Origin of the sequence: Falsochrobactrum shanghaiense, from assembly GCF_003149535.1 — a bacterium.
GTDB classification, from domain to species: Bacteria; Pseudomonadota; Alphaproteobacteria; order Rhizobiales; family Rhizobiaceae; genus Brucella; species Brucella shanghaiense.
This window is the reverse complement of the sequence record NZ_QGDB01000005.1, coordinates 76,895-100,019: the sequence shown is the minus strand read 5'-3', so window position 1 is coordinate 100,019 and position 23,125 is coordinate 76,895. Positions and strand designations below refer to the sequence as shown.

Here is a 23,125-nt window from a genome sequence, read left to right as displayed (position 1 = left end):
GCAAGTTATCTTGCGCCTTCAACTCAGGCAGCGTGACGAAGTTTCGCAGGTTCTTCACGCAGGCGCGGGGTGATGGTGTTGCTGTACCATTCCAGAAATTGCATTACGCCGCCTTCATGCTCCACGGAATAGGGGCCGGGCTGATAGGCGGGCGAATGAATGCCAACGGCGTTTTCTTCAACGATCTGGCGGTCCTGAGCATTTGTCTGGATCCAGACATGGGTCAATTCTTCCAGATCGTAATCCACACCTTCCACTGCATCCTTGTTTACGAGCCATTTGGTGGTGACTTGCGTTTCGTTCGGACCCAGCGGCAATACGCGGAAGGAAATGGCATGGTCGGCCATCAAATGGTTCCAGGTGGTCGGATAATTGAATAGCAGCATGGCGCCGATATTCGTGTCGCCTGCGACGCGCTCGCTCAGCGGCTTCTTGACTGCCGGCTTGCCGGACATCGTATAGCTGACGGCATCGCGAAGCAGCGGGATACGCGCAATGCGATAGCGGCCATCGTCGGAAATATGGAACCGGGCTGGCAGGCCGATAGCTTCGCTGTTTTTCCAGAGCGCGTTGATTTCAGGGTCATCCAGCATGCCTTGCACGCCGGTAGCCGTCGGAGCCTCGGGATAGGTGCGGCAAAGCTCGGGATGGTTGGCGGCGCAATGATAGCATTCGCGGTTGTTTTCCCAGACGAGCTTCCAGTTGCCCTTTTCGACAATGGTGCTTTCAAAGGCGACTTTCGCGTCCCGGATATTGTGCGGCGCGAGATAGGGTTCGATAGTGGCGCGGAAAGCCCTGAAATCGGGCGCTTCATTTGCAAGGCAAATGTAAATGTAACCGGCAACGCTTTCGCAATGGACCGGCTTCAGGCCATATTCGGCGGGCTTGAAGTCAGGGCCGACCTGACGGGCGAAAAGCAGCCTTCCATCCAGATCGTAAGTCCACTGATGATAGGGGCAGACGAGCTTGGCCGCCGTGCCTTTTTCTGCCGCGCAGATGCGTGAGCCGCGATGACGGCAGGAATTATGGAAGGCGCGGATGTCGCCTTGGGTATCGCGCACGATCATCACCGGATAAGCGCCGATCTGCACGGTCATGTAGGAGCCGGTCTTCGGCAGTTCGCAGTCATGGCCCACGAACAGCCAGTCGCGATAGAAGATGTTCTCCAGATCCAGTTTGAAATAATCCGGATCGGTATAAAATTTCTGCTCCAGGCTGAAATTCGGGTCACGCCTGGTTAAAAGGTCCAGCATTTCGTTGCGAGCGTCCATAGCCACAAACCCTTTGGCCCGTTTTATGGGCCCCATTGCAGGGATCGCACCAACTGCTGTTCTTTTTGCGACCCATGCATGATTGACTGCTTCTTCTATCTTCCGAAAGGGCCGTTTGTTCCAATATCTCAATGAGCCGTGCTTGTCGTCTTTTGATTGGGAACCACCTTCGTTGTCATGATTCAATCATCGAAATGTTCTAAACGCGCATTGGGATGCGACATGGTTTTCGCGTAAAGACGACACGCCAGAATGTCGCGGCTGAAGGGCAGGTGATGCTTTGCGATCGTGCGTGGCAATATTTGCGGGATTGCCAAGCAGCCTGAAAGACGGTTACGACACGGTCGGAGACAAATTGCTTTGCTGCATGGGAGGGCCGGTGGTCATGAAACGTTCCGAGATCAATGAAATTATCCGCGAAAGCGACGCTTTCATCCGCTCGTTCGGCTATGTCCTGCCCCCCTTCGCCTATTGGTCGCCGGAGGAACTCAGGCAGCGCACTTCAAGCGACGCCAAAGCCATTCGCGCGGCGCGCCTTGGCTGGGATATTACTGATTACGGTCAGGGCAGGTTTGCCGATCTGGGGCTGTTTCTGTTCACCGTGCGCAATGGCAACGCGGACGATCTCAAGCGTGGCACCGGCATGCTTTATGCCGAAAAGATCATGATTTCGCGGCAGAATCAGCTCTCGCCCATGCATCGGCATGTGGTGAAGGCGGAGGACATCATCAATCGCGGCGGGGCGACACTGGTTCTTGAATTGTTTAACTCGCTTCCCGACGGCAGTGTTGATGAGGAAAGCGACGTTACCGTTGCCTGCGATGGGCGGTTCCTCACACAGAAAGCCGGAGCGCATCTGAAATTGCAGCCCGGCGAAAGCGTCACCTTGTTGCCGGGCAACTGGCACGCTTTCTGGGGCGAGGGGGGTGACGTGCTGATCGGCGAGGTTTCAACGGTCAATGACGATCTCACCGATAATATATTCCGCGAGCCTATCGGTCGTTTTTCCGATGTGGAAGAAAATGAGCAGCCGCTGCATCTGCTGGTATCGGACTATGACAGCTGGCTGGAGAAATAGCCGTAGCAGATGCGACGGCATGACAATGAAGGAATGAATGTATGAAGCTGGCGATGATCGGAACCGGTTATGTTGGGCTGGTCTCAGGTGTCTGTTTTGCCGAATTCGGTTTTCACGTCACCTGTGTCGATAATAATCCATCGATCATCGAACGGCTGCGGGCGGGCAAGGTCACGATTTTCGAGCCCGGCCTGGACGAATTGATGGCGCGCAATATTCGGGACGGGCGGCTTGACTTCAGCACGGAACTGGCAACGAGTGTGGCCGATGCGGATGTGATCTTCATTGCCGTGGGAACGCCTTCGCGGCGCGGTGATGGCGAGGCGGATCTGCAATATATCGAAGCGGCCGCCGATGAAATTGCTGCCGCAATGAAGCCGGGAGCGGTGGTCGTCATCAAGTCCACCGTCGTCGTCGGCACCAATGCACGCATTCGCGACTGCATTGCCGCAGCCCGGCCGGATGTGGAATTTTCGATGGTGTCCAATCCCGAATTCCTGCGCGAAGGCTCGGCGATCGAGGATTTCATGCGGCCTGATCGCGTCGTGGTCGGCGTAGAGGACGAGCGCGGCAAGGCCGCCATGCAGCGGCTCTATCGCCCGCTTTACCTGCGTGAGACGCCGATGGTGGTTACCTCGCTGGAAAATGCCGAAATCATCAAATATGCCGCCAATGCATTTCTGGCCATGAAGGTGACTTTCATCAATCAGGTCGCCGATCTTTGCGAAAAGACCGGCGGCAATGTGCAGGAAGTCGCGCGCGCCATCGGCATGGATAATCGTATCGGCTCGAAATTCCTTCATGCTGGCCCCGGCTTTGGCGGCTCCTGCTTTCCCAAGGATACACGCGCATTTGCTGCGACTGGCAAGAAATATGATGCACCGCAGTCGTTGATCGAGGAAGTGATTGCGGTCAATGAGGCGCGCAAGCAGTCGATGGCCAGACGCATCGTTAGTGCCGCGCGAGAATGCGGCGCAGATAGCGTGGCGGTTCTTGGAGTGGCCTTCAAACCCAATACGGATGATATTCGCGAATCCCCCTCGCTCGACATTATAGCCGCTATCCAGAAGGCGGGAATTTTAGTGCGCGCCCATGATCCGGAGGCCATGGAAGGGGCAAGGGCGGTCCTGCCCGATGTGATCTGGTGCAACTCGGCCTATGAAGCGGCAGAGGGTGCAGGGGTGGTGGCGCTTCTGACGGAATGGAATGCCTATCGCGCACTCAATCTCAAGCGTATTGCGGAAGCTATGGACGGCAATGTGCTGATCGATCTGCGCAATGTCTACAAGCCTGAAGATATTGCGGGAACCGGCCTCGATTATCGTTCGGTAGGACGATTATTCAGTTCCTGAGCCAGTAACGGATTACTTCTCCGCAGCCAGTCGTTTCCTTTCATTGGCGATCAGCCATAGATTGCGGATATAGACGAACAGTCCCAGACCTTGCCCGGCAATGAAGACCGGATCCTTGCGCTGAATCGCATAAAGCAGCAGCAGAAAACCGCCGCCAATCGAGAAAAACCAGAAGGCGACCGGCATGACGCTGCGCTTTGCTTTTTCCGATGCCAGCCATTGTACGACAAAGCGCATGGTGAAACAGCCTTGGGCGATGAAACCCAATATGATCCACCCGTCCCATTGGGCGACAAAGACTTCATGCAGCCATTGTGACAGGCTGGCGAATATATCAGTCATGAGTAATCTCCGTCACGCGCGGCACGACCTTGCGGCGCTTGCGCAGCCACCACACCCCGTAAAGATCGAGAATGCCGCGCAGCCCGCGATCGAGGATGCCATAATTGGATTTTCCGTGGCGGCGTTCGCGGTCGACGACGTCCACATGGATGACATCATAGCCTTCGCGGATGGTCAGTGAAGGCAGGTAGCGATGCCAGCCATCAAAGAACGGCAACTGGCGAAACAGATCGGTGTGGACGGCTTTCAGTCCGCAGCCGGAGTCGCGGGTTTTATCCTTGAGAATTGCGCCACGCAAATTATTGGCCAGGCGCGAGGAAAGCTGCTTCAATTTCGTATCGGTGCGCTTGAGGCGCTGGCCTGCCGCGATGCCGAAAGCCGGGCCTGCATTGGTGAGAGCATCGACAAGCACGGGCAGATAGGCTGGATTGTTCTGGCCGTCCCCATCCAATGTCGCGATGACCCGCCCGCGCGCTGCAAAAACACCTGAACGCAACGCAGCGCTCTGTCCCGATGAGCGGTCATGGCGGATATGGCGCAAGGGCTTGCCCAGATGAATGCGGCCCGCGAGCACGTCGCCGGTGGAATCTGTCGAGCCATCGTCCACGACGATGACTTCATATTCACGGCCCTGCATTGCCTCGTCGACTTCATCGAGAAGAAAAGCGAGATTGTCGGCTTCGTTGCGGCAGGGGATGACTACAGAAATCGTTGGTGTTTCCAAGCGGAGCTTCCTTCATACCTTGCGCTTTATCGAAATCACTGAACAGGCAGGGCCGATGGTCCCGTCAGGCGCAAGGCGGGGTCCATAGCACTTATTATATTACAAAGCCAAGATCGGACGGAATTTGCAAATACGAACCTGACAAGCTTTTACTGCCGCTTTTAGCCGGAGATGGGAGAAGACGGAAGCACCTCATCGAGCCAATTGAGAAAATTCTGTGTTACTTCTTGCTGATCTGTTTCATTCAGGCTTTCATGCCGCATTCTTGCATAGATCGTGCAGTGCAGATTGCCAAAGCCCATCTGCCGCATCTTGTTTTCCAGCTTGCGGACTGCAGCGCCATTATTCGTCGCGGGGTCTTCTGCTCCACCGACCAGATTGAAAGGCAAGTCCCTGCGGATAGGCGCAAACGCGGAATCGGATGTTGCATTCTTCATCAGGTGAAAAATGTCGATCCAAAGCGCCACACTGGGATCGAAGCCGCATAAAGGATCCGCAATATATGCATCCACCTCGCAGGTTTCATGCGAGAGCCAGTCGAAAGGAGTGCGATTGCCGGCGATCGCATTGCCCCATGCGCGAAAAGTGAGCCGGGGCAGAATGGTGCTCGGCACATCCGATCCCTTGAGCATCCGTTCTGCATAGAGCAGGGCAAGTGCCGCATTGTTTGCTGCGGGACTGCCAAGATTGGCATTCCAGATTGCGACGCCGTCGATCGTTTGGCCATGAGCCTGCACATAATTGAGTGCAATCAGCCCTCCCATGGAATGACCGAATAAAATCACCGGCAAGCCGGGGTGGCTATGCCGGATATGCCGGTTGAGGGCCAGAACATCGCTGATGACGAGCGCATGGCCGTTGCGCAGTGCAAACACTCCCTTAGGCGCCTGCACGCCGATATTGGCGCCGTGGCCGCGATGATCGGATGCATAGACATGAAAACCAGCCCGGTTCAGGGCCTGTGCAAAGCGCACATAGCGGGCGGAATGCTCGGCCAGACCATGGCAGATTTGCACCACGGCCTTGTCCGTATCAGCCAATGATTGCCGGAAGGGCAGGTTCATTGCATCTGCGAGGGATAGTTTCTGGATGGTTTCGAATGACATGGCGGCATCAGAATTTATGCCAATCATTTAGTCAAATCCTGTTTTTGAATCGCCGTTTTGAAAGGCAATTCAAGTTTTAGTGAGCTAATTTTATGCAATGACAAATTTCAGGCAAATTCTGCTTGAAAATAGGGAAATCCTGCGCAACTCTATGCATATCGGGGGATATGAACGGGGTTTTGAAGGCGCAACGAAGCGGCGGGATTTCAGGTTCATGCGATGGTTTGCAGGCTATCCGATGAGAGAGAGGACACTCTCGCGGATAGTGGCCAGAGGGGAAACCGGGTGACGGAAATATCCGCGCCCGGTTTCATAATTTATGGATCGATCCAATGTGAGCGTCTTGTCTTTCTTTTGCAGGCTGCTCTTCCTTTTGTCCTGCGTGATGATGTTTGCTTCCGTGCAGCATTTGCCCTAAATAACCAGCAGCAATTTCTCTGCGGTCCGCGTTCTGCTGATCGCTTTCAACCTGTTGGAGACGACGCGCTTTATGGCTCGCCAGTTCATTTATCACATGTCGGGACTGAACAAGTCCTACGGCACCAAGAAAATCCTTGAGAACATCCATCTCTCTTTCTATCCCGATGCCAAGATCGGTATTCTCGGGCCAAACGGCGCGGGTAAATCGACCGTGCTCAAGATCATGGCCGGGCTCGACAAGGAATATACCGGCGAGGCCTGGCTGGCGGAGGGCGCGACCTGCGGCTATCTCCCGCAGGAGCCGGAGCTGGACTCTTCCAAGGACGTGCTGGGCAATGTCATGGAAGGCGTGGCCGACAAGAAGGCTATTCTCGACCGCTACAACGAATTGATGATGAATTATTCCGACGAGACGGCGGATGAGGGCGCGAAGCTTCAGGACATCATCGACAGCCAGAATCTGTGGGATCTGGAAAGTCAGGTCGAAATGGCGATGGAAGCGCTGCGCTGCCCGCCCGGTGACGCGGACGTCACCACGCTTTCGGGCGGCGAGAAGCGCCGCGTGGCGCTGTGCAAGCTGCTTTTGTCTAAGCCCGACCTGCTGCTGCTCGACGAACCGACCAACCATCTCGACGCCGAGACGACGGCGTGGCTTGAAAAGCACCTGCGCGAATATCCGGGTTCAGTGCTGATCATCACCCACGACCGCTACTTCCTCGACAATGTGACGGGCTGGATTCTCGAACTCGACCGTGGTCGTGGTATTCCCTATGAGGGCAACTATTCCGCCTATCTGGAAGCCAAGGCCAAGCGCATGGCGCAGGAAGGCCGCGAGGAGGCCGCCCGCGAAAAGGCGCTGTCGCGCGAACGCGAGTGGATTTCCGCAAGCCCCAAGGCGCGCCAGGCCAAGTCCAAGGCGCGTATCAAAGCCTATGATGAACTGGTGCGCAGCGCCGAGGAACGCCGCCCCGGCGACGCGCAGATCATCATCCCGGTCGGGGAGCGTCTCGGACAGGTCGTTATCGAGGTGGAAGGTCTTTCCAAGGGCTTTGGTGATCGCCTGCTGATCGATAATCTGGATTTCAAATTGCCCGCAGGCGGCATTGTCGGCGTAATCGGCCCCAACGGTGCTGGTAAATCGACATTGTTCAAGATGCTGACGGGGCAGGAACAGCCCGATTCCGGCACGGTGCGCATTGGCGATACGGTGCAGATGTCCTATGTCGATCAGAGCCGCGATGCGCTTGATCCGAACAAGACCGTCTGGGAAGAAATTTCCGGTGGCAATGACGTGATCAAGCTCGGCAAATTCGAGATGAATTCTCGCGCCTATTGCGGGGCCTTCAACTTCAAGGGCGGCGACCAGCAGCAGAAAGTCGGCAATCTTTCCGGTGGTCAGCGCAATCGCGTCCATCTGGCCAAGATGCTCAAATCCGGCGGTAATGTGCTGCTGCTTGACGAACCGACCAACGATCTGGACACCGAAACGCTGGGCGCGCTGGAAGACGCGCTGGAAAACTTTGCTGGCTGCGCCGTTATCATCAGCCATGATCGCATGTTCCTCGACCGCCTGGCCACCCATATTCTGGCCTTTGAGGGTGATAGTCATGTGGAATGGTTCGAAGGCAACTTCGAGGATTACGAAGCCGATAAAATCCGCCGCCTCGGGCCTGACAGCGTCAACCCGAAGCGGGTGACTTACAAGCCGCTGACGCGATAACAAACAGCAAGGCCGGTGTGTTTACACCGGCCTTTTTTGATGGAGGCGCAAGATGGAAGACTGGTCTGCAAAGCAATATTTGAAGTTCGAGGATGAGCGCAGCCGTCCCGCTGCCGATCTTGTTGCGCAGATTGGGTTCGATAGGCCGCGTAAGGTCGTGGATATAGGCTGTGGGCCGGGAAACTCGACCGAATTATTGCTTGCACGCTGGCGCGATGCGCAGATTTTTGGGTTCGATTCATCGCCCAATATGATCGATCAGGCCAAGCGGCGTCTGCCGCAGGTGGATTTTTCAGTTCGCGATCTGAGCGATTTCGAGCCGGATGCCGAAACGGACGTTCTGTTTTCAAATGCGGTTTTCCAATGGCTTCCAGATCATATGGCTCAGATGCAGCGTCTGTTACGGGCATTGAAACCGGGCGGGGTTTTGGCTGTGCAGATGCCCGACAATATGGGCGAGCCGACGCATCTCGCCATGCGGGAAGTGGCCCAGAGCGCTCCCTTTGCGGACAAGATCGGCACTGTAGGCCGGGAGCCTTTGCCGCCTGTTGCAACCTATTATGACGCGCTCGCTGATCTGGCCACGCATGTCGAAATCTGGCACACGATCTATAATCACCCGCTCGACGGGATTAAAGCCATTGTGGAATGGGTCAAGGGGACTGGTTTGCGTCCATTTCTCGATCCGCTCAACGAGGCGGAGCAGGCAGATTATCTTTGTGCCTATGAAAAGCTTTTGACAAAAAGCTATCCACAGATGCGTGACGGACGAGTTCTTTTACGCTTCCCAAGAATTTTCATAGTGGCACGCAAGTAGTCTCATGTGTCACCGCCTCCCGGCGGCTTTACATTTTGGCGGATTCTTCGTCATCGGCGGTGACGAGGCGTGTCGCACGCCATTCGGTCAGTTTGGAATTAATGGCGTCCATTACGAAAAAGCGGGCCGAATCCTTATCATATCCTTCATCGCGTAATGCGTCATAATCCGTATGGACGTGGCGGACATGCGCAACCGTCGCCAGCCACACCGCCACGGAGGGGGGAAGCGTTTTCATGTGCGGTGCAAGTGCCGCCGCCCGGATCGGTTCGGAATCCGAATAGGGAACGGCAGGAAGCAGAAGCGTCAGGGATTTGGCGATCGCCTTCTGACGAGTTGTGCCCGCACCCATGGTTGCACCGCCTTTCTTCAATTCCCGCAAACCCGAATCTCTTGCGCATCCTGCCATGAAAATGGCTTGCGCGAGAGGTGAAATTCATATAAACATATCTTTATATCTTTTGTTTTAAAGCTGTGGAGATTGCAGAATTGCGCTTACATCTTGATCGGATGGTGGATGTGTTGAAGGCGGTGGCAGAGCCCAGCCGCCTGCGCATTCTTGCACTGCTTTCGCGGGGCGATCTCACTGTTTCTGATCTCACGACAATTCTCGGCCAATCGCAGCCGCGCGTTTCACGCCATCTCAAGCTTCTGGGCGAGGCTGACCTGATCGACCGCTATCAGGAGGGGGCCTGGGCATTTTTCCGGCTGTCGGACAATGCGCTTTGCGGGGAAGTAGCGCGCGATCTGCTTGCGCGGCTTAATGTAAACGACCCATTGATCGAACGCGATATGGAACGGCTTTCGCAGGTGAAGGCCAGCCGCCAGGAAAAGGCTGCGGCCTATTTCAGTGCCAATGCGGGAAGCTGGGACGAAATCCGCAAGCTGCATGTTTCGGAAAGTGCGGTGGAAGCTGCGCTCAGGAAGATTGTCGGCGAGAGGCCGTTTCAGGCCATGCTCGATGTGGGCACGGGAACAGGCAGGCTGCTGGAGTTGTTTTCGCCGCTTTATAATCGCGGTCTGGGGATCGACATCAATCGTGACATGCTGGCTGTCGCGCGCGCCAATCTCGATCTTGCATCCGTTGGCAACGCGCAGGTGCGGCAGGGCGATGTCTATGCGCTGCCGGTGGAGCGCGAGAATTTCGATCTGGTGACGATACATCAGGTTCTGCATTTTCTGGATGATCCGCAGGCGGCGATCCGCGAGGCCACGCGCGCATTACGGCCTGACGGACGTTTGCTGATCGTTGATTTTGCGCCGCACAGGCTGGAATTCCTGCGTGAAGAACATGCGCATCTCCGGCTTGGCTTCAGCGATGAACAGATGCTGGGCTGGATGAGGGATGCGGGTCTGGAACCTGAGAAGACGACTGAATTGAGTCCGCGAACGGCAAATGGGGACGAAGGGTTGACGGTCAAGCTTTGGCTGGCGCGCGATCCACGTTTGCTCATTGCCGATCCGGTTGCTCGCAATGAAAGCATGACGGAGACAGTCTGATGGGTTTTTATGGTCTTTCCCGCCGACCGGATGTCGGCCAGACCACCCGGGTATCGTTCGAGTTCTTCCCGCCCAAAACGGAGGAAATGGAACAGCGCCTTTGGGAAACGGTCACGCGGCTTGCGCCGCTCAAGCCGGCATTCGTCTCCGTGACCTATGGGGCGGGCGGATCCACGCGCGAACGCACGGTGCGCACGGTCGCCCGCATTCTCAAGGAGACCGACATCAAGCCGGCGGCGCATTTGACCTGTGTCGATGCCACGCGCGACGAAGTCGATCATGTGGCGCGGGAATTTGCGGCGCTGGGTGTTGAACGCTTCGTGGCGCTGCGGGGCGATCCGGCCAGTGGAATCGGTGCGCAATATGTACCAACGCCGGGCGGCTATCAAAACGGAGCCGAACTGGTCAGCGGTTTGCGCAATATTTCCGATTTCGACATTTCGGTTTCCGCCTATCCGGAAAAGCATCCCGAAAGTCCCGATTTTGCGACCGACATCGATATGCTCAAGCGCAAGGTCGATAATGGCGCAACGCGTGCCATAACGCAGTTCTTTTTCGAGAATGATCTTTATGAGCGCTATGTCGAGCGGGTTCGTCGCGCCGGGATCTACATCCCCATCGTGCCGGGCATTTTGCCGATACATAATTTCAGGCAGGTCAGTAATTTCTGCGCCCGCTCGGGCACGCATATTCCTTCCTGGCTGGAAGAACGTTTTGATGGGCTGGACAATGATGCGCAGACACATCAGCTGGTGGCTGCGGCGATCGCTGCGGAGCAGGTCATGGACCTGATCGAGCGCGGGGTACAGGATTTCCATTTCTACACAATGAACCGCGCCGACCTGCCTTTCGCTATCTGCCATATGCTCGGTATAAGGCCCAAGACAGAAACTGCGGTGCAAGCCGCCTGAAATGATAAAAGCCCGGTCTGAAAAACCGGGCTTTTATTTACTGCAATTTATTTTGGCTGACCTGTTTATCTTCAAACAGCGGCCATCCAACGGTTTAGGCTGATCCTCTTACGGAATAATGCCTGCTATCAACGCTGCAATAAATGCAAATGCCACACAGATCATGAGGACATTCAAAGATCGCGTCAGTCCCATTGGTCTGTCTCCTTTTTCGCACCCGACCTAAGCCCGATGCGCGTTGGTAGAAGACAGAATCTAAGCATAAATTGATTTAAACAAAAGAAGATTTCGTACTGTAATATGGGGTGAGAGTAGAAATAACCTTTCGTTTACCAGCTAGGTAATTGAAATTATTATATATTATTTTCTGTTCACATTTCATGAAAAAGTCATGAATCCGCCGGTTTTCCGGCAATCTCGCGCAAAGATTTATGACTTCGTGGTGATTCCGGGCTTGTGTTTTGTTGGAAAACCCTACCGTACAAAAGCCAGAAAGGCTGAGAGCGTGAGGACGGAAAGAACGGTCGAATAGAGAATGACATTGGAGGTCACGGCTGCTTCGCGCCGATAATGTTCTGCCAGCATGAAAGGACCTGTGCCTGCCGGAAGGGCCGCAAGCAGGGTCGCGCTTTCGGCCAGAAGCGGCGGCAGCCGGAAGACATAGACGGCAAGCAGCCAGGTTGCCAGCGGGTGCACGATCAGTTTGACAAAAACCAGAAAGCTGATTGCGTTCAGGCTGTCGCGTTCGAGTTTTCGCGGCAGGGCAAGAAACAGGCCGAGAGTAACGAGGGCGCAGGGGGAGGCTGCGCCGCCGAGCATTTTCAGAAAAGTTTCGATGGGGCCGGGGATGCTCCAGCCCGAAAAGGCAAGGATGGCGCCCAGCGCCGGTGCCACGAGCAAGGGATTGCGTATCAGCGATGCGCTGACCTTTCCAACGAGACGCAGGGGCTTTTTCTCGGTCTGCATGCCGGTTTCGATCAGAATTATGGCAGCGGCGAAGGTGATGCAAACGGTGATGATGATGGAAAGGGTCGTGGCGGGGAGGACGGCAGGGCCAAAGGCCACCAGCGAAAGCGGGATTCCCATATAGCCGGTGTTGGAATAGGCGGCATTGAGCCCATCAAGGGCCTTGTCGGCCAGCGGCAGTCGTCCGCGCAACCGAATCACGAAGGGCAGGGTGAAGGCGATGACACTGCTTAACAGGTAGGCTGCGATAAAGCCCGGCTGCCAGAGTTCGCTGCCTTCCGTATTGGCCATAATGTCGAAAAGCAGGGCGGGCAATGCGAGATAGACCACGAAACGGTTGAGTTCCGCGATGGCATGTTCGCCCAGTATTTTCAGCTTGAACGCACCCCAGCCTGAAAAGATCAGTGCAAATACCGGCAGAACGACGACGAGAGTGGAAAGCATTGTGAAACTACAGCCGAGCCTTGAAACGGGATGCGGGATCACTCATGTGCCTGCTCCAAAATTCATATCGCTTTGGAGCAAGCGCATTAGCGCACCTTGTTGTTTTCCAGCCACTTCTTCCATGTTTTCGTATCGCCTGCAAAGACATTTATGTCGGCGTCGCCCTTGATGCCGGGAATGCTGCCGGTTCCGGTATATTGCCAGAACGTCCATGGATGCGGGCCGTATTTTTCATCCGGATGACCGGCTGTCGAGCGTAGCCAGAACGGATAATCGGCGAATTGGCGCAGATCATTGTCATCGAAAAAATCGACGGTCGTATAGATGATCGGCCGCTTGCCATAATGTTTTTCAATCGCTCGCAGGAAGATACGCATTTCCTTGCGCACGACGGCTGCATCGGGCCTCAATTTGCAGGTCGGTGAATGGGCATTCCACTCCATGTCGAGTACGGGCGGCAAGGCGTGCGGGTCGCGGGGCACGTTCCTGATATACCACCGCGCCTGTTCGATGGCCGGGCGGCAGAAATAATAAAAGTGATAGGCACTGCGCGGTATGCCTGCCTGTTTTGCCCCGTTCCAGTGCTCGTCAAAGCGCTCGTCAAAGCGATCGCCGCCCTCGGTCGCCTTGATGAAGGCAAAGGAAATGCCGCTTGCGCGCACTGCGCGCCAATCCACATTTGTCTGGTATTTGGAAACATCCGTGCCATGAACGGGATAATGCCAGGGCGTTCTTCCGCTCCATTCATGCGGCTTGCGATCACCGAAGCGGGGAGCCTTGACCGGACCTGACGGTGGCGCAATGCGCTGCATTGTGCTGCGCGATTTTTTTACATCGGAAAAATCATAGTCCACCGTCGTGCAGGCAGATAGAAGAAAAACGCCAAGGGCAAGGAAGCTGCGGCTGGCCAAAGGGTGCATGGAATGGTCCCCGTGTCGCGAATCGGTCCCATAACGGTTACGCGATCCGCGGCGGCGCGTCATTAGTTGCAATCAAGAAATAGGGGGTATTGATCTAGCTGGCAACGCGAATGACGATGATCCACGCAAACCCGCGGTAGAGAACCTGAAGATTTGCGCGTGCGCCATACGGCGAAGCCAGATCTTCGGCAACAGCGAAGAGATCGGCGCGGGGGGTGACATGAAACCAGCGCAGCCAGGTGAACAAGGCTTTCCTGGACCATCCCGGAAGCCGCGCCTGATCGCCGAAATCGACGATATGAAGCTCTCCGCCGGGGGCAAGATGCCCTATCGTTTCACGGATGACGGATTGCCATTGCGGTATCATCGACAAGGCATAGGAGATAAAGATGCGATCGAAGCCGGTCTGCCCGAAAAGCTCTGCCGGGTTAAACTGGCTTGCATCGGCGCGTTCCAGCCGTGTTCTGTCGGCAATGCCCGCCCGCCGGGTGGCGTGTTGGGCCGTTTCAAGCATTTCCGATGAAATGTCGATGCCAAACAGTCCGGCATGGGGATAGAGTTGCGCGGTCCTGACGAGATTGCGTCCGGTGCCGCAACCGATCTCCAGCACGCTGCCGCCTTGCGGCACGTTAAGGCCCGCAATCATCTTGTCGCGGCCCAGAAGATAATATTTTCGCGTGGCATCATAAAAATGACGCTGACGGCGATAGACCCGATCCATCAGGCTGGCATGATCGATAGCCTGAACGCGCGGTGACTGGCTTGGCATCTAGGCGTCCTTCAAGACATAGAGATGAAATCCGCCATAAATGGATGAGCGGTCGCGATCATGCAGAATGCGCGATTCTTCTTTGCGATAATCCCAGCGGTCGAGAATACTGGTTTCGATGCGGCCGGGGAGCAGGCTCGGCTCGGCGGCAGTGCGGAATATGACGCGCGCGCCGGGAGCGGCGGTGCGTGTTATCTCGCGCCAAAGCGCGTTGAGTTGCGTGTCGTTCATCCAGTCCTGCGCATCGAGCAGGACATAGCGATCAACCGATGCGGCGGGTTTGGCCGCAAGAAAATCGGTATAGTTTGCATTTTGAACCGTCATGCGATCAGCGCGGTTGCGCACGGTTTCAAAGTTTGCACGCGAAAGATAGGGCGGCAATGGACCGCTTTCCTCATTGCCGCTATAGCCGCGTCCGAATGCCTGCCAGGCAAAATAATTCTCGGCGAGCGGAAAGGCGCAGGCCAGTTTCTCAAGACGCGCGCGAAGCACAATGGCCATATCCCCATTGCCAGCCGTCGCCAGCGCATCATATTGCTGGGGCGGAATGCCCAGGCCAAAAAGCGATGATTTGCGCGCCGTGGCCCAGCGCACCATGCGCTTTTCGAACAAGGGCGCGAGGGCTGTATCGAAGAAAGTGCGCTGTTCTTCAATCGTGCGCGCCTTGAGAATATCGCGCGGATCGATGCCATAAAGGCGTGCTACACGGTGCCCCATGCCGATGAATACGCCAAGCAAGCCGTGCCGGTAGAGATCGCGCGAGAAAATGGAGATGCGCTGACGGCCATTCCATTTTCGCTTTTCCCAATAGGCGCGGCTTTCGGCATCGAGATGCGGACGAATGAAACGTTTATAGGCGGCGAGATTGGCGCTATCGTCTGCGGTGCCGTAAAAGCGGTAGAATGCGCTATAGTCCGGCAGGTTTTTGAGGGCGGCCAGCTTCAGGCGATTGAAGGCTACATGCGCACGGTTGAGGTCGACGGCCTCAACAAGTGCGGGGTCTGCGGTCAGATAGGAGAGGGCGTTGCATCCGCCCGACGCTATGGTCACGATGCGGTGCTGCGGCTCGATGGCAAGCGCGATCATATCCACTTCCGGGTCTTCCCATATTTGCGGATAGACCAGCCCCTTGAAGAGCACGGCAAACAATCTTTCGGACAAGCCTTTGGGGGAAAGCGCGTGGTTCTGCGTCACTGCGCGTTTAAGTATCGTTCCGCCTGCTGTCTTGTTTGCCATCCATATTCCCCTTTGCAGCGAATCCCATCGCGCTGGGGAAAGAATAAATCATGCTCTGGTGACAGGTGCGTGACGATGCGCAACGGCGCGGGCTGTCGCTACGGCTTTGTAATTATGGCGGTTTATTACCGTCGGTAAGACTAATTGAGAGAACCTTTCCTCAAGTCGACCGTTTTCTTTCGCGATGATGGCTGATGGAGGAAGGCGCCGCTGTAACAAGCAGACAGATACAGCAAAGAGAAGCGCGCACCGACATATGACATCGGGTTTCATGAAAGGAGAGCCAACAATGAGAAAGTTTCTGATTGCATCGATTGCCGCTGCATCTTTTCTGGGGCTGGCGGCCTGCAATGACAATTCCAATAATACGACAGCGCCTGAGTCCCCCGCACCGGAAGCACCGGCAGCACCCACTGATACGGCTCCGGCTCCAACCACTCCGGCTCCAGCTACCCCGGCGCCTACGACACCTGACACGGGCACGCCGCCGGCAAATTGATGATGGCGGCAGGTGCTGGTGGCGGCCTGACGATTGGCCCAGAGAATAATGGTGGTCCGGTGTTCCGGACCACTATTCATCCGAAAGGAGCCATCAGATGCATAATCGGGCAGTAATCGAGGAGAAAGGCGACGGGATAGCATTTTCGCTGTTCAAACGAAGGCTGTCTTCGGTTATGGCTTTCATCATGAGCCGCCATTTTCTGTTTATCATTTCCGCGATCGTGCTTATTGCGCTTGCTGCCTGCAGCAAGGGCGAGGATGAGCAAGCTGCTGCGCCTTCGGGCCAGACGCAGGAGCAGAGTGCGGAACCGCCAGCCGCCAGCATTGTGGAACCCGCTGCGACAGACAAAGCAAACGGGGCAAACGGGGCTGACGGGCCTGATCTGATACAGGCGCTGCGCGAGAATTCCGGGGTTATGACGCCGGAAGAGCTGGCCGCCGCCGTGGAGCGTGCACGCAACAATGCCGAGGCTGCAGCCAAAGCAGTCGGGCAGAATGCGCAGCAGATAAAGGCTGCGGGAGATGCTGCCGCTACCGCCGCCCAAAGCTCTCTGGAAGCACGCCAGACGCCCTGATCGATCGTAAACATATTGTTATGTTGCAGCCGGTTCGGAATTCTATAAAAACGACTCATGTCGATTTGGGCCCGTATTGGTGAGTTCGTTACATCTGTAACGCTTAACGCTATTTCCAGCGTGATCGAGGCCGTGCAAACGGTTTTCGAAGGCGATGCAGATACGCGGCGGCGGGTGGCATTTTCCATTGCGATGATCGCGTTATCGGCAAAAATGGCCAAGGCGGACGGCGTCGTCACGCAGGAAGAAATCCGCGCCTTCTACAATATATTTTCCGTGCCGGAGCGTGAACGCACCCATGTCGCGCGCCTCTACGATCTCGCGAAGCAGGATGTTGCAGGTTTTGAAAGCTATGCGCGTCAACTCGCGCGGCTTTGCAGTGAAGGGCAGTCTGATTGCCATTTGCTGGAAGACATACTCGACGGGCTTTTCCATATAGCCACTGCCGATGGTTATGTTCATGATAAGGAAATGGCTTTCCTGTCCAGCGTGGCCGGAATTTTCGGCTTTGATGAGGAAAGGTTCAAGCGTATCGCCTTGCGTCACGTTGCCGATAGCGAGGGCGATCCTTTCGCCATTTTAGGGCTTGATCGCAATGTTTCTTTCGAAGAAGCGCGCAAGCGGTATCGGGCGCTGGTGAAGGAGCATCATCCTGACCGGCTCGTCGCGCAAGGCCTGCCGCTCGAATTCATTACAATCGCCAATAATCGCCTTGCAGCGATAAATGCGGCATGGGCCAGCATCGAAAAGCAATTGGAGGCAGCATGAGCGAAGTGGTCAGCGCCGATGAGGAAATGATCAGGGAACTGTCATTGACGGAGCCGGATTATCGGGGGGCCTTGCTTGAGCAATCGCCAAATTTCGGGCCGCGTCGGGATGGGAAAACGCCTGCCTTTCTGATTTTGCACTATACGGGCCTGCCAAGCGCGGAAGAAGCGCTACAGATTCTCAAATCTCCGGAAATGGAAGTTTCGGCGCATTATCTTGTCCATGAGAATGGAGACGTGGTGCAGATGGTGTCGGAAAAGGCGCGGGCATGGCATGCGGGCAAAAGTTTCTGGAAGGGCGAGACAGACCTGAACTCGGCATCGATCGGTATTGAAATCGTCAATCCGGGTGAACTGGAAAACTATCCGCCGTTTGCGGAAGAGCAGATTGCATCTGTCATCCGGCTTTGCCGCAATATTTGCGAGCGCCATCAAATCCGGCCTGAGCACGTCTTGGCTCACTCCGACATCGCGCCTGCGCGCAAGACAGATCCCGGGCATAATTTCCCATGGCAACGGTTGCATGAGGCGGGCATCGGTCATTTGGTGGATGCGACCCCGATCCGTGGCGGACGCTTTCTGGCGCGAGGCGAGCAGGGCCAGCCGGTCGAGGCTTTGCAGTCCATGCTGGCGCTTTATGGCTATGGGATCGAGATTACCGGCGTGTTCGATGAGGCCACGGAAATTGTCGTAAAGGGCTTTCAGCGCCATTTTCGTCCACAAAATGTCGACGGGGTGGCCGATGTTTCGACCATAGACACCCTCTACAGGCTTCTTTTTTCGCTGCAAAATGTTACCGCATAAATGGGGAGACGCATTTTGCGGGGGCAATCGCCAGGCTTCATATTCCTGTAATAAATTCATCAAATTAGTGCTGATGCAGCTTTAAGTGGAAGCGGCAATCCGCGCCAAGGCGGCATGCGGCTGCGTCCCTGTTTATTACAATTGGAAAGACTAATTTACTTCCCCTACCAATCTTCGGCTGCATTTGCCCACCAAATGATCGTCATTCCCGGCGGTCAGGGGCACGATAATGCTCCGTCCCAAGGGATCAATAATCCGAGTGCATCCACCCACTGACCACAAAATGGTTTTTGGCAGAAGATGCACCACAACCAGAAGTTTGAGACGTGACGATGTGATGAAATCAGATCGAACAGCGCTCTAGAGGACATTGCCGCCCCCAAGACAGGCAGGTCCAATAACGGTCTAAGACGGTAGGTTATGAAAGTAAAATTTGTTGTTGTGTGCGCCCTCGTCGGTGCAATGAGTTCGTTTGGTCTAAGTTCCGCATTCAGTGCGCCGGTAAATGAACCGACCAATCTGGCTGAATTGTTCAAAAGGCAGGCGGAAAAGAAAGCCGAGACAAAAAATCCGGCCAAAGCGCCTTCGGGCTCGACCAAATCCACCAAGGATAAGAACAAGAGTGCGAAGAGTGCACCGAAAGCCAAGGGTTCCAAGAACACGGCTTCGAAGGATACCAGAGGTCCAAAAGCGGCTGCTTCAAACGCTACGGCGGGAAGCAAGCCTTTTTCCAAGATCATCAATCATTATGCCAAGTCTTATGGCATTCCTTCCGCGCTTGCCCATGCCGTTGTGCGCCATGAAAGCAATTATCGGCCCAATGTGCGCGGCAGGGCAGGCGAGATCGGCCTGATGCAGATCAAGCTTTCCACAGCACGCGGCCTTGGATATTCCGGCTCGGCCAAAGGGCTTTATGAGCCTTCGACCAATATCCAGTATGGCATGAAATATCTCGCCATGGCTCAGAAGCTCGGCGGCGGCAGCACTTGCGGCACCATCCTCAAATATAATGCCGGTCATGGCGCAAAGCGCATGAACCCGACTTCTGCGAAATATTGCAACTCGGTGAAGGCCTATATGCGTTCGTTCTGACAAGCGCTGGAGTTTGTTTGATTTACATCGGCGGCGGCGTAGCGTTCATGCCGCTTGATGTGAACGAAAAGCCGGCAGCGGTTTGCTGCCGGCTTTTTTGTTGCGCCAGGAGCAGCTCTTGTTCAAGCGGAATCGCCTCAACCTAATCTTTTTGCGAAAGCAGGTTTCCACTCGTCGCGGTCGTTGCTATATACGCGCGGTCAGTCGGTCGGGTAGCCGCGCCTGTCATTTGCCGAAAGGCGACAGGTGAGGAAAGTCCGGGCTCCGCGGAAATACGGTGCCGGGTAACGCCCGGCGGGGGCGACCCCAGGGAAAGTGCCACAGAAAGCAAACCGCCCCGTCTTCCGTGTTGTTGCATGTGCAACAGCAGGGATGACGGGGTAAGGGTGAAAGGGTGGGGTAAGAGCCCACCGCGCCGGTGGCAACACAGGCGGCACGGTAAACCCCACCGGGAGCAAAACCGAATAGGGACGGCGCGCCGGTTCGCAAGAACCGGCAATCGATTTCCGGATCAGCCGTCCGGGTGGGTTGCAAGAGGCGGGTGGTGACATCCGTCCCAGATGAATGGCTACCACGTCGGACGTAAAGTCCGGCCATACAGAACCCGGCTTACAGACCGGCTGACATTCCATTTCATGCAGGAAATGCGCTAAATTGGCGCTCCGCTCAAGAAATCATAGATCAGCTTCATATTGAGTATGACGATGATGGCGGCGGTGATGGCGGCAAGCGCGGTCATCCAGCGCGGAGAGACCAATGCGCCCATCTTCTTCTTTTCCGCAGTGAATATCACCAGAGGAATGACGGCGAAGGGCAATTGCAGGCTCAACACCACCTGAGAGAGAATCAGCAGTTCGGTGGTTCCTTTCGAGCCAAACAGAATGGTCACGACAGCCGCCGGGACGATGGCTACAAAGCGCGTGATGGCGCGGCGCAGCCATGGTTTGAGACGGATGTCGATGAAGCCTTCCATGACGATCTGGCCTGCCATGGTCGCGGTGATTGTGGAATTGAGACCGCAGCAAAGAAGCGCGATGGCAAAAAGGCTCGGGGCCAGTGCAGAACCCAACAATGGGTGGAGGAGTGCGTGAGCCTTGTCGATGTCCTCGACGCCGGTATGTCCGGTGGCGTTGAAGCTTGCGCCTGCGAGGATGAGAATAGAGGCGTTGACCAGCAGGGCGAAGGTCAGTGCGATGGTTGAGTCGAGCGTTGCAAAACGGATCGCTTCCCGCTTCTCAGCAGTGCTGTAGCCGTAATCGCGGGTCTGTATCACGCCTGAATGCAGATAGAGATTATGCGGCATGACCGTCGCACCGATAATGCCGAGCGCGATATAAAGCATATCCGGGTTGCGGATGATTTCGGTGGTGGGAGCAAAGCCGCGGATCACCGCGCCCCAATGGGGCTGTGCCATCAATATCTGGATTAGGAAACAGGCTGCGATAACTCCAAGCAAGGTTATGATGAGCGCCTCGACGCGGCGAAAGCCCTTATTCTGCAAATAAAGCACCAGAAGGACGTCCGCGGCAGTCAGGATGACGCCGATTTCAAGCGGAATGCCGAAAAGAAGATTAAGGCCGATGGCCGTGCCGATCACTTCCGCCAGATCGGTAGCGCATATGGCCAGTTCCGCGAGAAGCCAGAGCGGCCAGGCCAGAAAGCGCGGATAGGCATCGCGGCAGGCCTGGGCAAGATCGCGGCCCGTGGCAACGGCCAGCCGTGCGCAGAGCGCCTGCAAAAGAACCGCCATCAGGTTTGAAATCAGCACGACCGAGAGCAATGTATAGCCAAAGCGCGAACCGCCAGCGAGCGATGTCGCCCAGTTGCCGGGGTCCATATAGCCCACCGCAACCAGATAGCCGGGTCCGAAAAACGACAAGGCACGGCGAAATTTCGAGCTGGAGCGGTGCACTGTTATCGAGCGGTAGACATCCGACATGGATGCCTCACCACGGTTTCGGCGCCAGCCTTCAAAAGTGTCAGCCCGTTCGACTGACGGCAAATTTCCATCGGGACTCATATGATTAAAATACCTTAAATTATGCTATTGCAAATCATTTGCAATTATTGGAGCGTCCGATGCAGCCGTCAAGGCAACAATTGCGCGCGCAATTCATAAATACGTGATGAGGAGTGCGCGGGCCGGTAATTGCGGCTTTTTGCGGCCTGAAAGCTGGTTGGCGGAAAGCTGTGAAAATCCTCAGCCGGCATATCGTTCGACGAATTGCGGCGGCAAAGAATAACGGTTCATTAAGCTTAATATCCGATAACGGTTTAAACGAATCCGTCATGCTGGCGAATGGTCGCAATTGGCATCAAAATTCAGGATAGCGGGACACAGGCCCGGGAAAGGATCGGAATGATGGCTAGCCTCGGCGGAGACCATTCTCAAGCCGGAGAGGCCCAGCTTCGTCATGTTCCGGTGCTCATTTCCGAGGTGCTCGACGCCTTGAAACCAGAGGCGGGTAAGGTAATCGTCGACGGGACATTCGGTGCGGGCGGCTATACGCGTCATATTCTCGAAGCGGGAGCGGATGTCATTGCCACCGACCGTGACCCTTCAGCAATCGCTGCGGGAAGGGCGATGGAAAAGCTTTTCGAGGGGCGGCTGCATCTGGTGGAAAGCCGGTTCTCGGTGCTGGATAAAGCCGTTGCGCGCGTTTGCGGAGAGGGTGTTCAGGTCGATGGCGTCGTGCTCGATATTGGCGTCTCCTCGATGCAGATCGATGAGGCGGAGCGCGGTTTTTCCTTTCAGAAGGACGGGCCGCTCGATATGCGCATGTCCGGCAGCGGGCCAAGTGCCGCCGATGTCGTCAACAGGCTCAAGACCGGCGATCTGGCGCGTATCTTCAATTTTCTTGGCGAGGAGCGCCATGCGGGCCGCATCGCGCGCATGATCGACAAGCGCCGCGCTGCGCAGCCGTTCACGCGCACGCTCGATCTTGCCAATGCGATTGAAACGTTGATCGGGCGCAACCCCAAGGATCGGATTCACCCGGCAACGCGGGTATTTCAGGCATTGCGCGTTTATGTGAATGATGAACTGGGCGAACTCGCGCGGGCATTGCTTGCGGCGGAACGCAGTCTCAAACCCGGCGGGCGTCTCGTCGTGGTGACATTCCATTCGCTCGAAGACCGCATGGTGAAGCGGTTTTTTGCCGATCGTGCGGGCGGCAGCGCCGGATCGCGCCATCTGCCGGAAACGCATATGCGCCTGCCCAGTTTCGTGCCTGCCGTCAAGGGTGCCGTCGGCCCTTCGGCGCAGGAAGAAGAGCGCAATCCGCGTGCGCGCTCTGCCAAGCTGCGCGCGGGCATGAGAACCGAAAACCCGCCTCTTGAAGATGATCTATCGCTTTTCGGGCTGCCGAAACTGCCCGATACGCATGAATTGACCCGGAGTTGAACGAGTGCTGCGTACTTTTGAACTCATCATGATAGCGGCGATGCTGGTAGCAGCTGCAGTCACCTATACCATCAAATATGATGCGGAACGGCAGATTGCGGTTATAGCCAAGCTCAAGCGGCAGATCGATTCCGAAAGGGATACGATCACATTGTTACGCGCGGATTGGGCGCTCATGACCCAGCCGGGGCGCTTGCAGAGCCTGGTTGGCGTTTATTCGGAAGAATTGAAACTCGAGCCCATCGAAGCCGAGCAGCTTGCAATGGGTGTCGATGAAATTCCGGAGCGCGAACCCGATGATATTCAAAAGCTTATTTCCGGCAGCGATGAACTGGTGGCGAGCGGTGTCCTGAAACCCGATGCAACCATCACCGGCAGCATCAAGAAGAATGGGGCGAGGCACTGAT

Annotated in this window: 23 protein-coding genes and 1 other RNA gene; 14 read left to right on the top strand and 10 right to left on the bottom strand. The window is 55.9% G+C overall.

The annotated features are described in order from the left end of the window. Positions 1 to 23: 23 nt before the first annotated feature. Positions 24 to 1,271, bottom strand: a complete 1,248-nt coding sequence (locus tag DKP76_RS13385; protein ID WP_109707308.1) for an aromatic ring-hydroxylating oxygenase subunit alpha — start codon at positions 1,269 to 1,271, stop codon at positions 24 to 26. Between the two features lie 385 nt (positions 1,272 to 1,656). Here DKP76_RS13385 and DKP76_RS13380 point away from each other — a divergent pair, with 385 nt between their 5' ends. Together DKP76_RS13380 and DKP76_RS13375 are read left to right on the top strand one after the other, a co-directional pair. Beyond that, entirely contained in the window at positions 1,657 to 2,349 is a 693-nt protein-coding gene (locus DKP76_RS13380; RefSeq protein WP_109707546.1) for a D-lyxose/D-mannose family sugar isomerase, read from the top strand. Positions 2,350 to 2,390: 41 nt separating this feature from the next. Continuing rightward, complete coding sequence (locus tag DKP76_RS13375) at positions 2,391 to 3,701, top strand: UDP-glucose dehydrogenase family protein (RefSeq protein ID WP_109707307.1); 1,311 nt, start codon at positions 2,391 to 2,393, stop codon at positions 3,699 to 3,701. Positions 3,702 to 3,713: 12 nt separating this feature from the next. On the opposite strand, the gene DKP76_RS13370 is transcribed toward DKP76_RS13375, so the two are convergent. From DKP76_RS13370 to DKP76_RS13360, 3 genes are all read right to left on the bottom strand, one after another. Further along, entirely contained in the window at positions 3,714 to 4,043 is a 330-nt protein-coding gene (locus tag DKP76_RS13370; RefSeq protein ID WP_109707306.1) for a lipid-A-disaccharide synthase N-terminal domain-containing protein, read from the bottom strand. After that, on the bottom strand, positions 4,036 to 4,767 hold the full coding sequence (locus DKP76_RS13365; RefSeq protein ID WP_109707305.1) for a glycosyltransferase family 2 protein: 732 nt from the start codon (positions 4,765 to 4,767) through the stop codon (positions 4,036 to 4,038). Before DKP76_RS13365 ends, DKP76_RS13370 begins: the two co-directional genes overlap by 8 nt. Positions 4,768 to 4,928: 161 nt before the next feature. Then, positions 4,929 to 5,873 carry an alpha/beta fold hydrolase gene (locus DKP76_RS13360; protein ID WP_109707545.1) on the bottom strand — a complete coding sequence of 315 codons (945 nt, stop codon included), beginning with the start codon at positions 5,871 to 5,873 and terminating at the stop codon, positions 4,929 to 4,931. 490 nt (positions 5,874 to 6,363) lie between these two features. On the opposite strand from DKP76_RS13360, the gene ettA reads away from it, so the two are divergent. Then, a complete protein-coding gene (gene ettA / locus DKP76_RS13350) occupies positions 6,364 to 8,013 on the top strand; it encodes an energy-dependent translational throttle protein EttA (protein WP_109707303.1) in 1,650 nt (549 codons plus the stop codon). A 52-nt stretch (positions 8,014 to 8,065) separates the two neighbouring features. After that, on the top strand, positions 8,066 to 8,830 hold the full coding sequence (tam, locus tag DKP76_RS13345; RefSeq protein WP_109707302.1) for a trans-aconitate 2-methyltransferase: 765 nt from the start codon (positions 8,066 to 8,068) through the stop codon (positions 8,828 to 8,830). 28 nt (positions 8,831 to 8,858) lie between these two features. Here tam and DKP76_RS13340 read toward each other — a convergent pair whose 3' ends face one another. Beyond that, on the bottom strand, positions 8,859 to 9,182 hold the full coding sequence (locus DKP76_RS13340; protein WP_109707544.1) for a DUF2293 domain-containing protein: 324 nt from the start codon (positions 9,180 to 9,182) through the stop codon (positions 8,859 to 8,861). Between the two features lie 128 nt (positions 9,183 to 9,310). On the opposite strand from DKP76_RS13340, the gene DKP76_RS13335 reads away from it, so the two are divergent. Together DKP76_RS13335 and metF are read left to right on the top strand one after the other, a co-directional pair. Then, on the top strand, positions 9,311 to 10,330 hold the full coding sequence (locus DKP76_RS13335) for an ArsR/SmtB family transcription factor (protein WP_109707543.1): 1,020 nt from the start codon (positions 9,311 to 9,313) through the stop codon (positions 10,328 to 10,330). Beyond that, entirely contained in the window at positions 10,330 to 11,241 is a 912-nt protein-coding gene (gene metF / locus DKP76_RS13330) for a methylenetetrahydrofolate reductase [NAD(P)H] (RefSeq protein ID WP_109707301.1), read from the top strand. Before DKP76_RS13335 ends, metF begins: the two co-directional genes overlap by 1 nt. A 474-nt stretch (positions 11,242 to 11,715) precedes the next feature. Here the strand turns inward: metF and DKP76_RS13325 are convergent, their stop codons facing one another. The 4 genes from DKP76_RS13325 to DKP76_RS13310 form a co-directional block, all read right to left on the bottom strand. Further along, positions 11,716 to 12,651 carry an AEC family transporter gene (locus tag DKP76_RS13325; RefSeq protein ID WP_109707300.1) on the bottom strand — a complete coding sequence of 312 codons (936 nt, stop codon included), beginning with the start codon at positions 12,649 to 12,651 and terminating at the stop codon, positions 11,716 to 11,718. An 86-nt stretch (positions 12,652 to 12,737) separates the two neighbouring features. After that, complete coding sequence (locus tag DKP76_RS13320; RefSeq protein WP_109707542.1) at positions 12,738 to 13,571, bottom strand: glycoside hydrolase family 25 protein; 834 nt, start codon at positions 13,569 to 13,571, stop codon at positions 12,738 to 12,740. Positions 13,572 to 13,665: 94 nt separating this feature from the next. Further along, positions 13,666 to 14,340, bottom strand: coding sequence for a class I SAM-dependent methyltransferase (locus tag DKP76_RS13315; protein ID WP_109707299.1), 675 nt, complete (start codon positions 14,338 to 14,340; stop codon positions 13,666 to 13,668). Continuing rightward, positions 14,341 to 15,576 (bottom strand): BtaA family protein, encoded by a 1,236-nt coding sequence (locus tag DKP76_RS13310; RefSeq protein ID WP_109707298.1) that lies wholly within the window; start codon positions 15,574 to 15,576, stop codon positions 14,341 to 14,343. 289 nt (positions 15,577 to 15,865) lie between these two features. Between DKP76_RS13310 and DKP76_RS13305 the strand changes: the two genes are divergently transcribed. The 6 genes from DKP76_RS13305 (at position 15,866) to rnpB (ending at position 19,943) form a co-directional block, all read left to right on the top strand. After that, complete coding sequence (locus DKP76_RS13305) at positions 15,866 to 16,075, top strand: hypothetical protein (protein WP_109707297.1); 210 nt, start codon at positions 15,866 to 15,868, stop codon at positions 16,073 to 16,075. Positions 16,076 to 16,172: 97 nt separating this feature from the next. After that, positions 16,173 to 16,652 carry a hypothetical protein gene (locus DKP76_RS13300; protein WP_342587841.1) on the top strand — a complete coding sequence of 160 codons (480 nt, stop codon included), beginning with the start codon at positions 16,173 to 16,175 and terminating at the stop codon, positions 16,650 to 16,652. Between the two features lie 57 nt (positions 16,653 to 16,709). Beyond that, a complete protein-coding gene (locus DKP76_RS13295) occupies positions 16,710 to 17,420 on the top strand; it encodes a J domain-containing protein (RefSeq protein WP_109707296.1) in 711 nt (236 codons plus the stop codon). After that, positions 17,417 to 18,223: an N-acetylmuramoyl-L-alanine amidase gene (locus DKP76_RS13290; RefSeq protein ID WP_109707295.1), complete on the top strand. Its 807-nt coding sequence runs from the start codon at positions 17,417 to 17,419 to the stop codon at positions 18,221 to 18,223. Before DKP76_RS13295 ends, DKP76_RS13290 begins: the two co-directional genes overlap by 4 nt. A 420-nt stretch (positions 18,224 to 18,643) precedes the next feature. Next, positions 18,644 to 19,315, top strand: coding sequence for a lytic transglycosylase domain-containing protein (locus tag DKP76_RS13285; protein WP_109707294.1), 672 nt, complete (start codon positions 18,644 to 18,646; stop codon positions 19,313 to 19,315). Between the two features lie 200 nt (positions 19,316 to 19,515). Continuing rightward, an RNA gene (gene rnpB, locus DKP76_RS13280) (RNase P RNA component class A) lies at positions 19,516 to 19,943 on the top strand. Positions 19,944 to 19,964: 21 nt separating this feature from the next. Here the strand turns inward: rnpB and DKP76_RS13275 are convergent. Then, positions 19,965 to 21,335 carry an Nramp family divalent metal transporter gene (locus tag DKP76_RS13275; RefSeq protein WP_109707293.1) on the bottom strand — a complete coding sequence of 457 codons (1,371 nt, stop codon included), beginning with the start codon at positions 21,333 to 21,335 and terminating at the stop codon, positions 19,965 to 19,967. 339 nt (positions 21,336 to 21,674) lie between these two features. Between DKP76_RS13275 and rsmH the strand changes: the two genes are divergently transcribed. Further along, a complete protein-coding gene (gene rsmH, locus DKP76_RS13270) occupies positions 21,675 to 22,718 on the top strand; it encodes a 16S rRNA (cytosine(1402)-N(4))-methyltransferase RsmH (protein ID WP_199224811.1) in 1,044 nt (347 codons plus the stop codon). Between the two features lie 4 nt (positions 22,719 to 22,722). Next, positions 22,723 to 23,124, top strand: coding sequence for a cell division protein FtsL (gene ftsL / locus DKP76_RS13265; protein WP_109707292.1), 402 nt, complete (start codon positions 22,723 to 22,725; stop codon positions 23,122 to 23,124). Position 23,125: the final 1 nt, after the last annotated feature.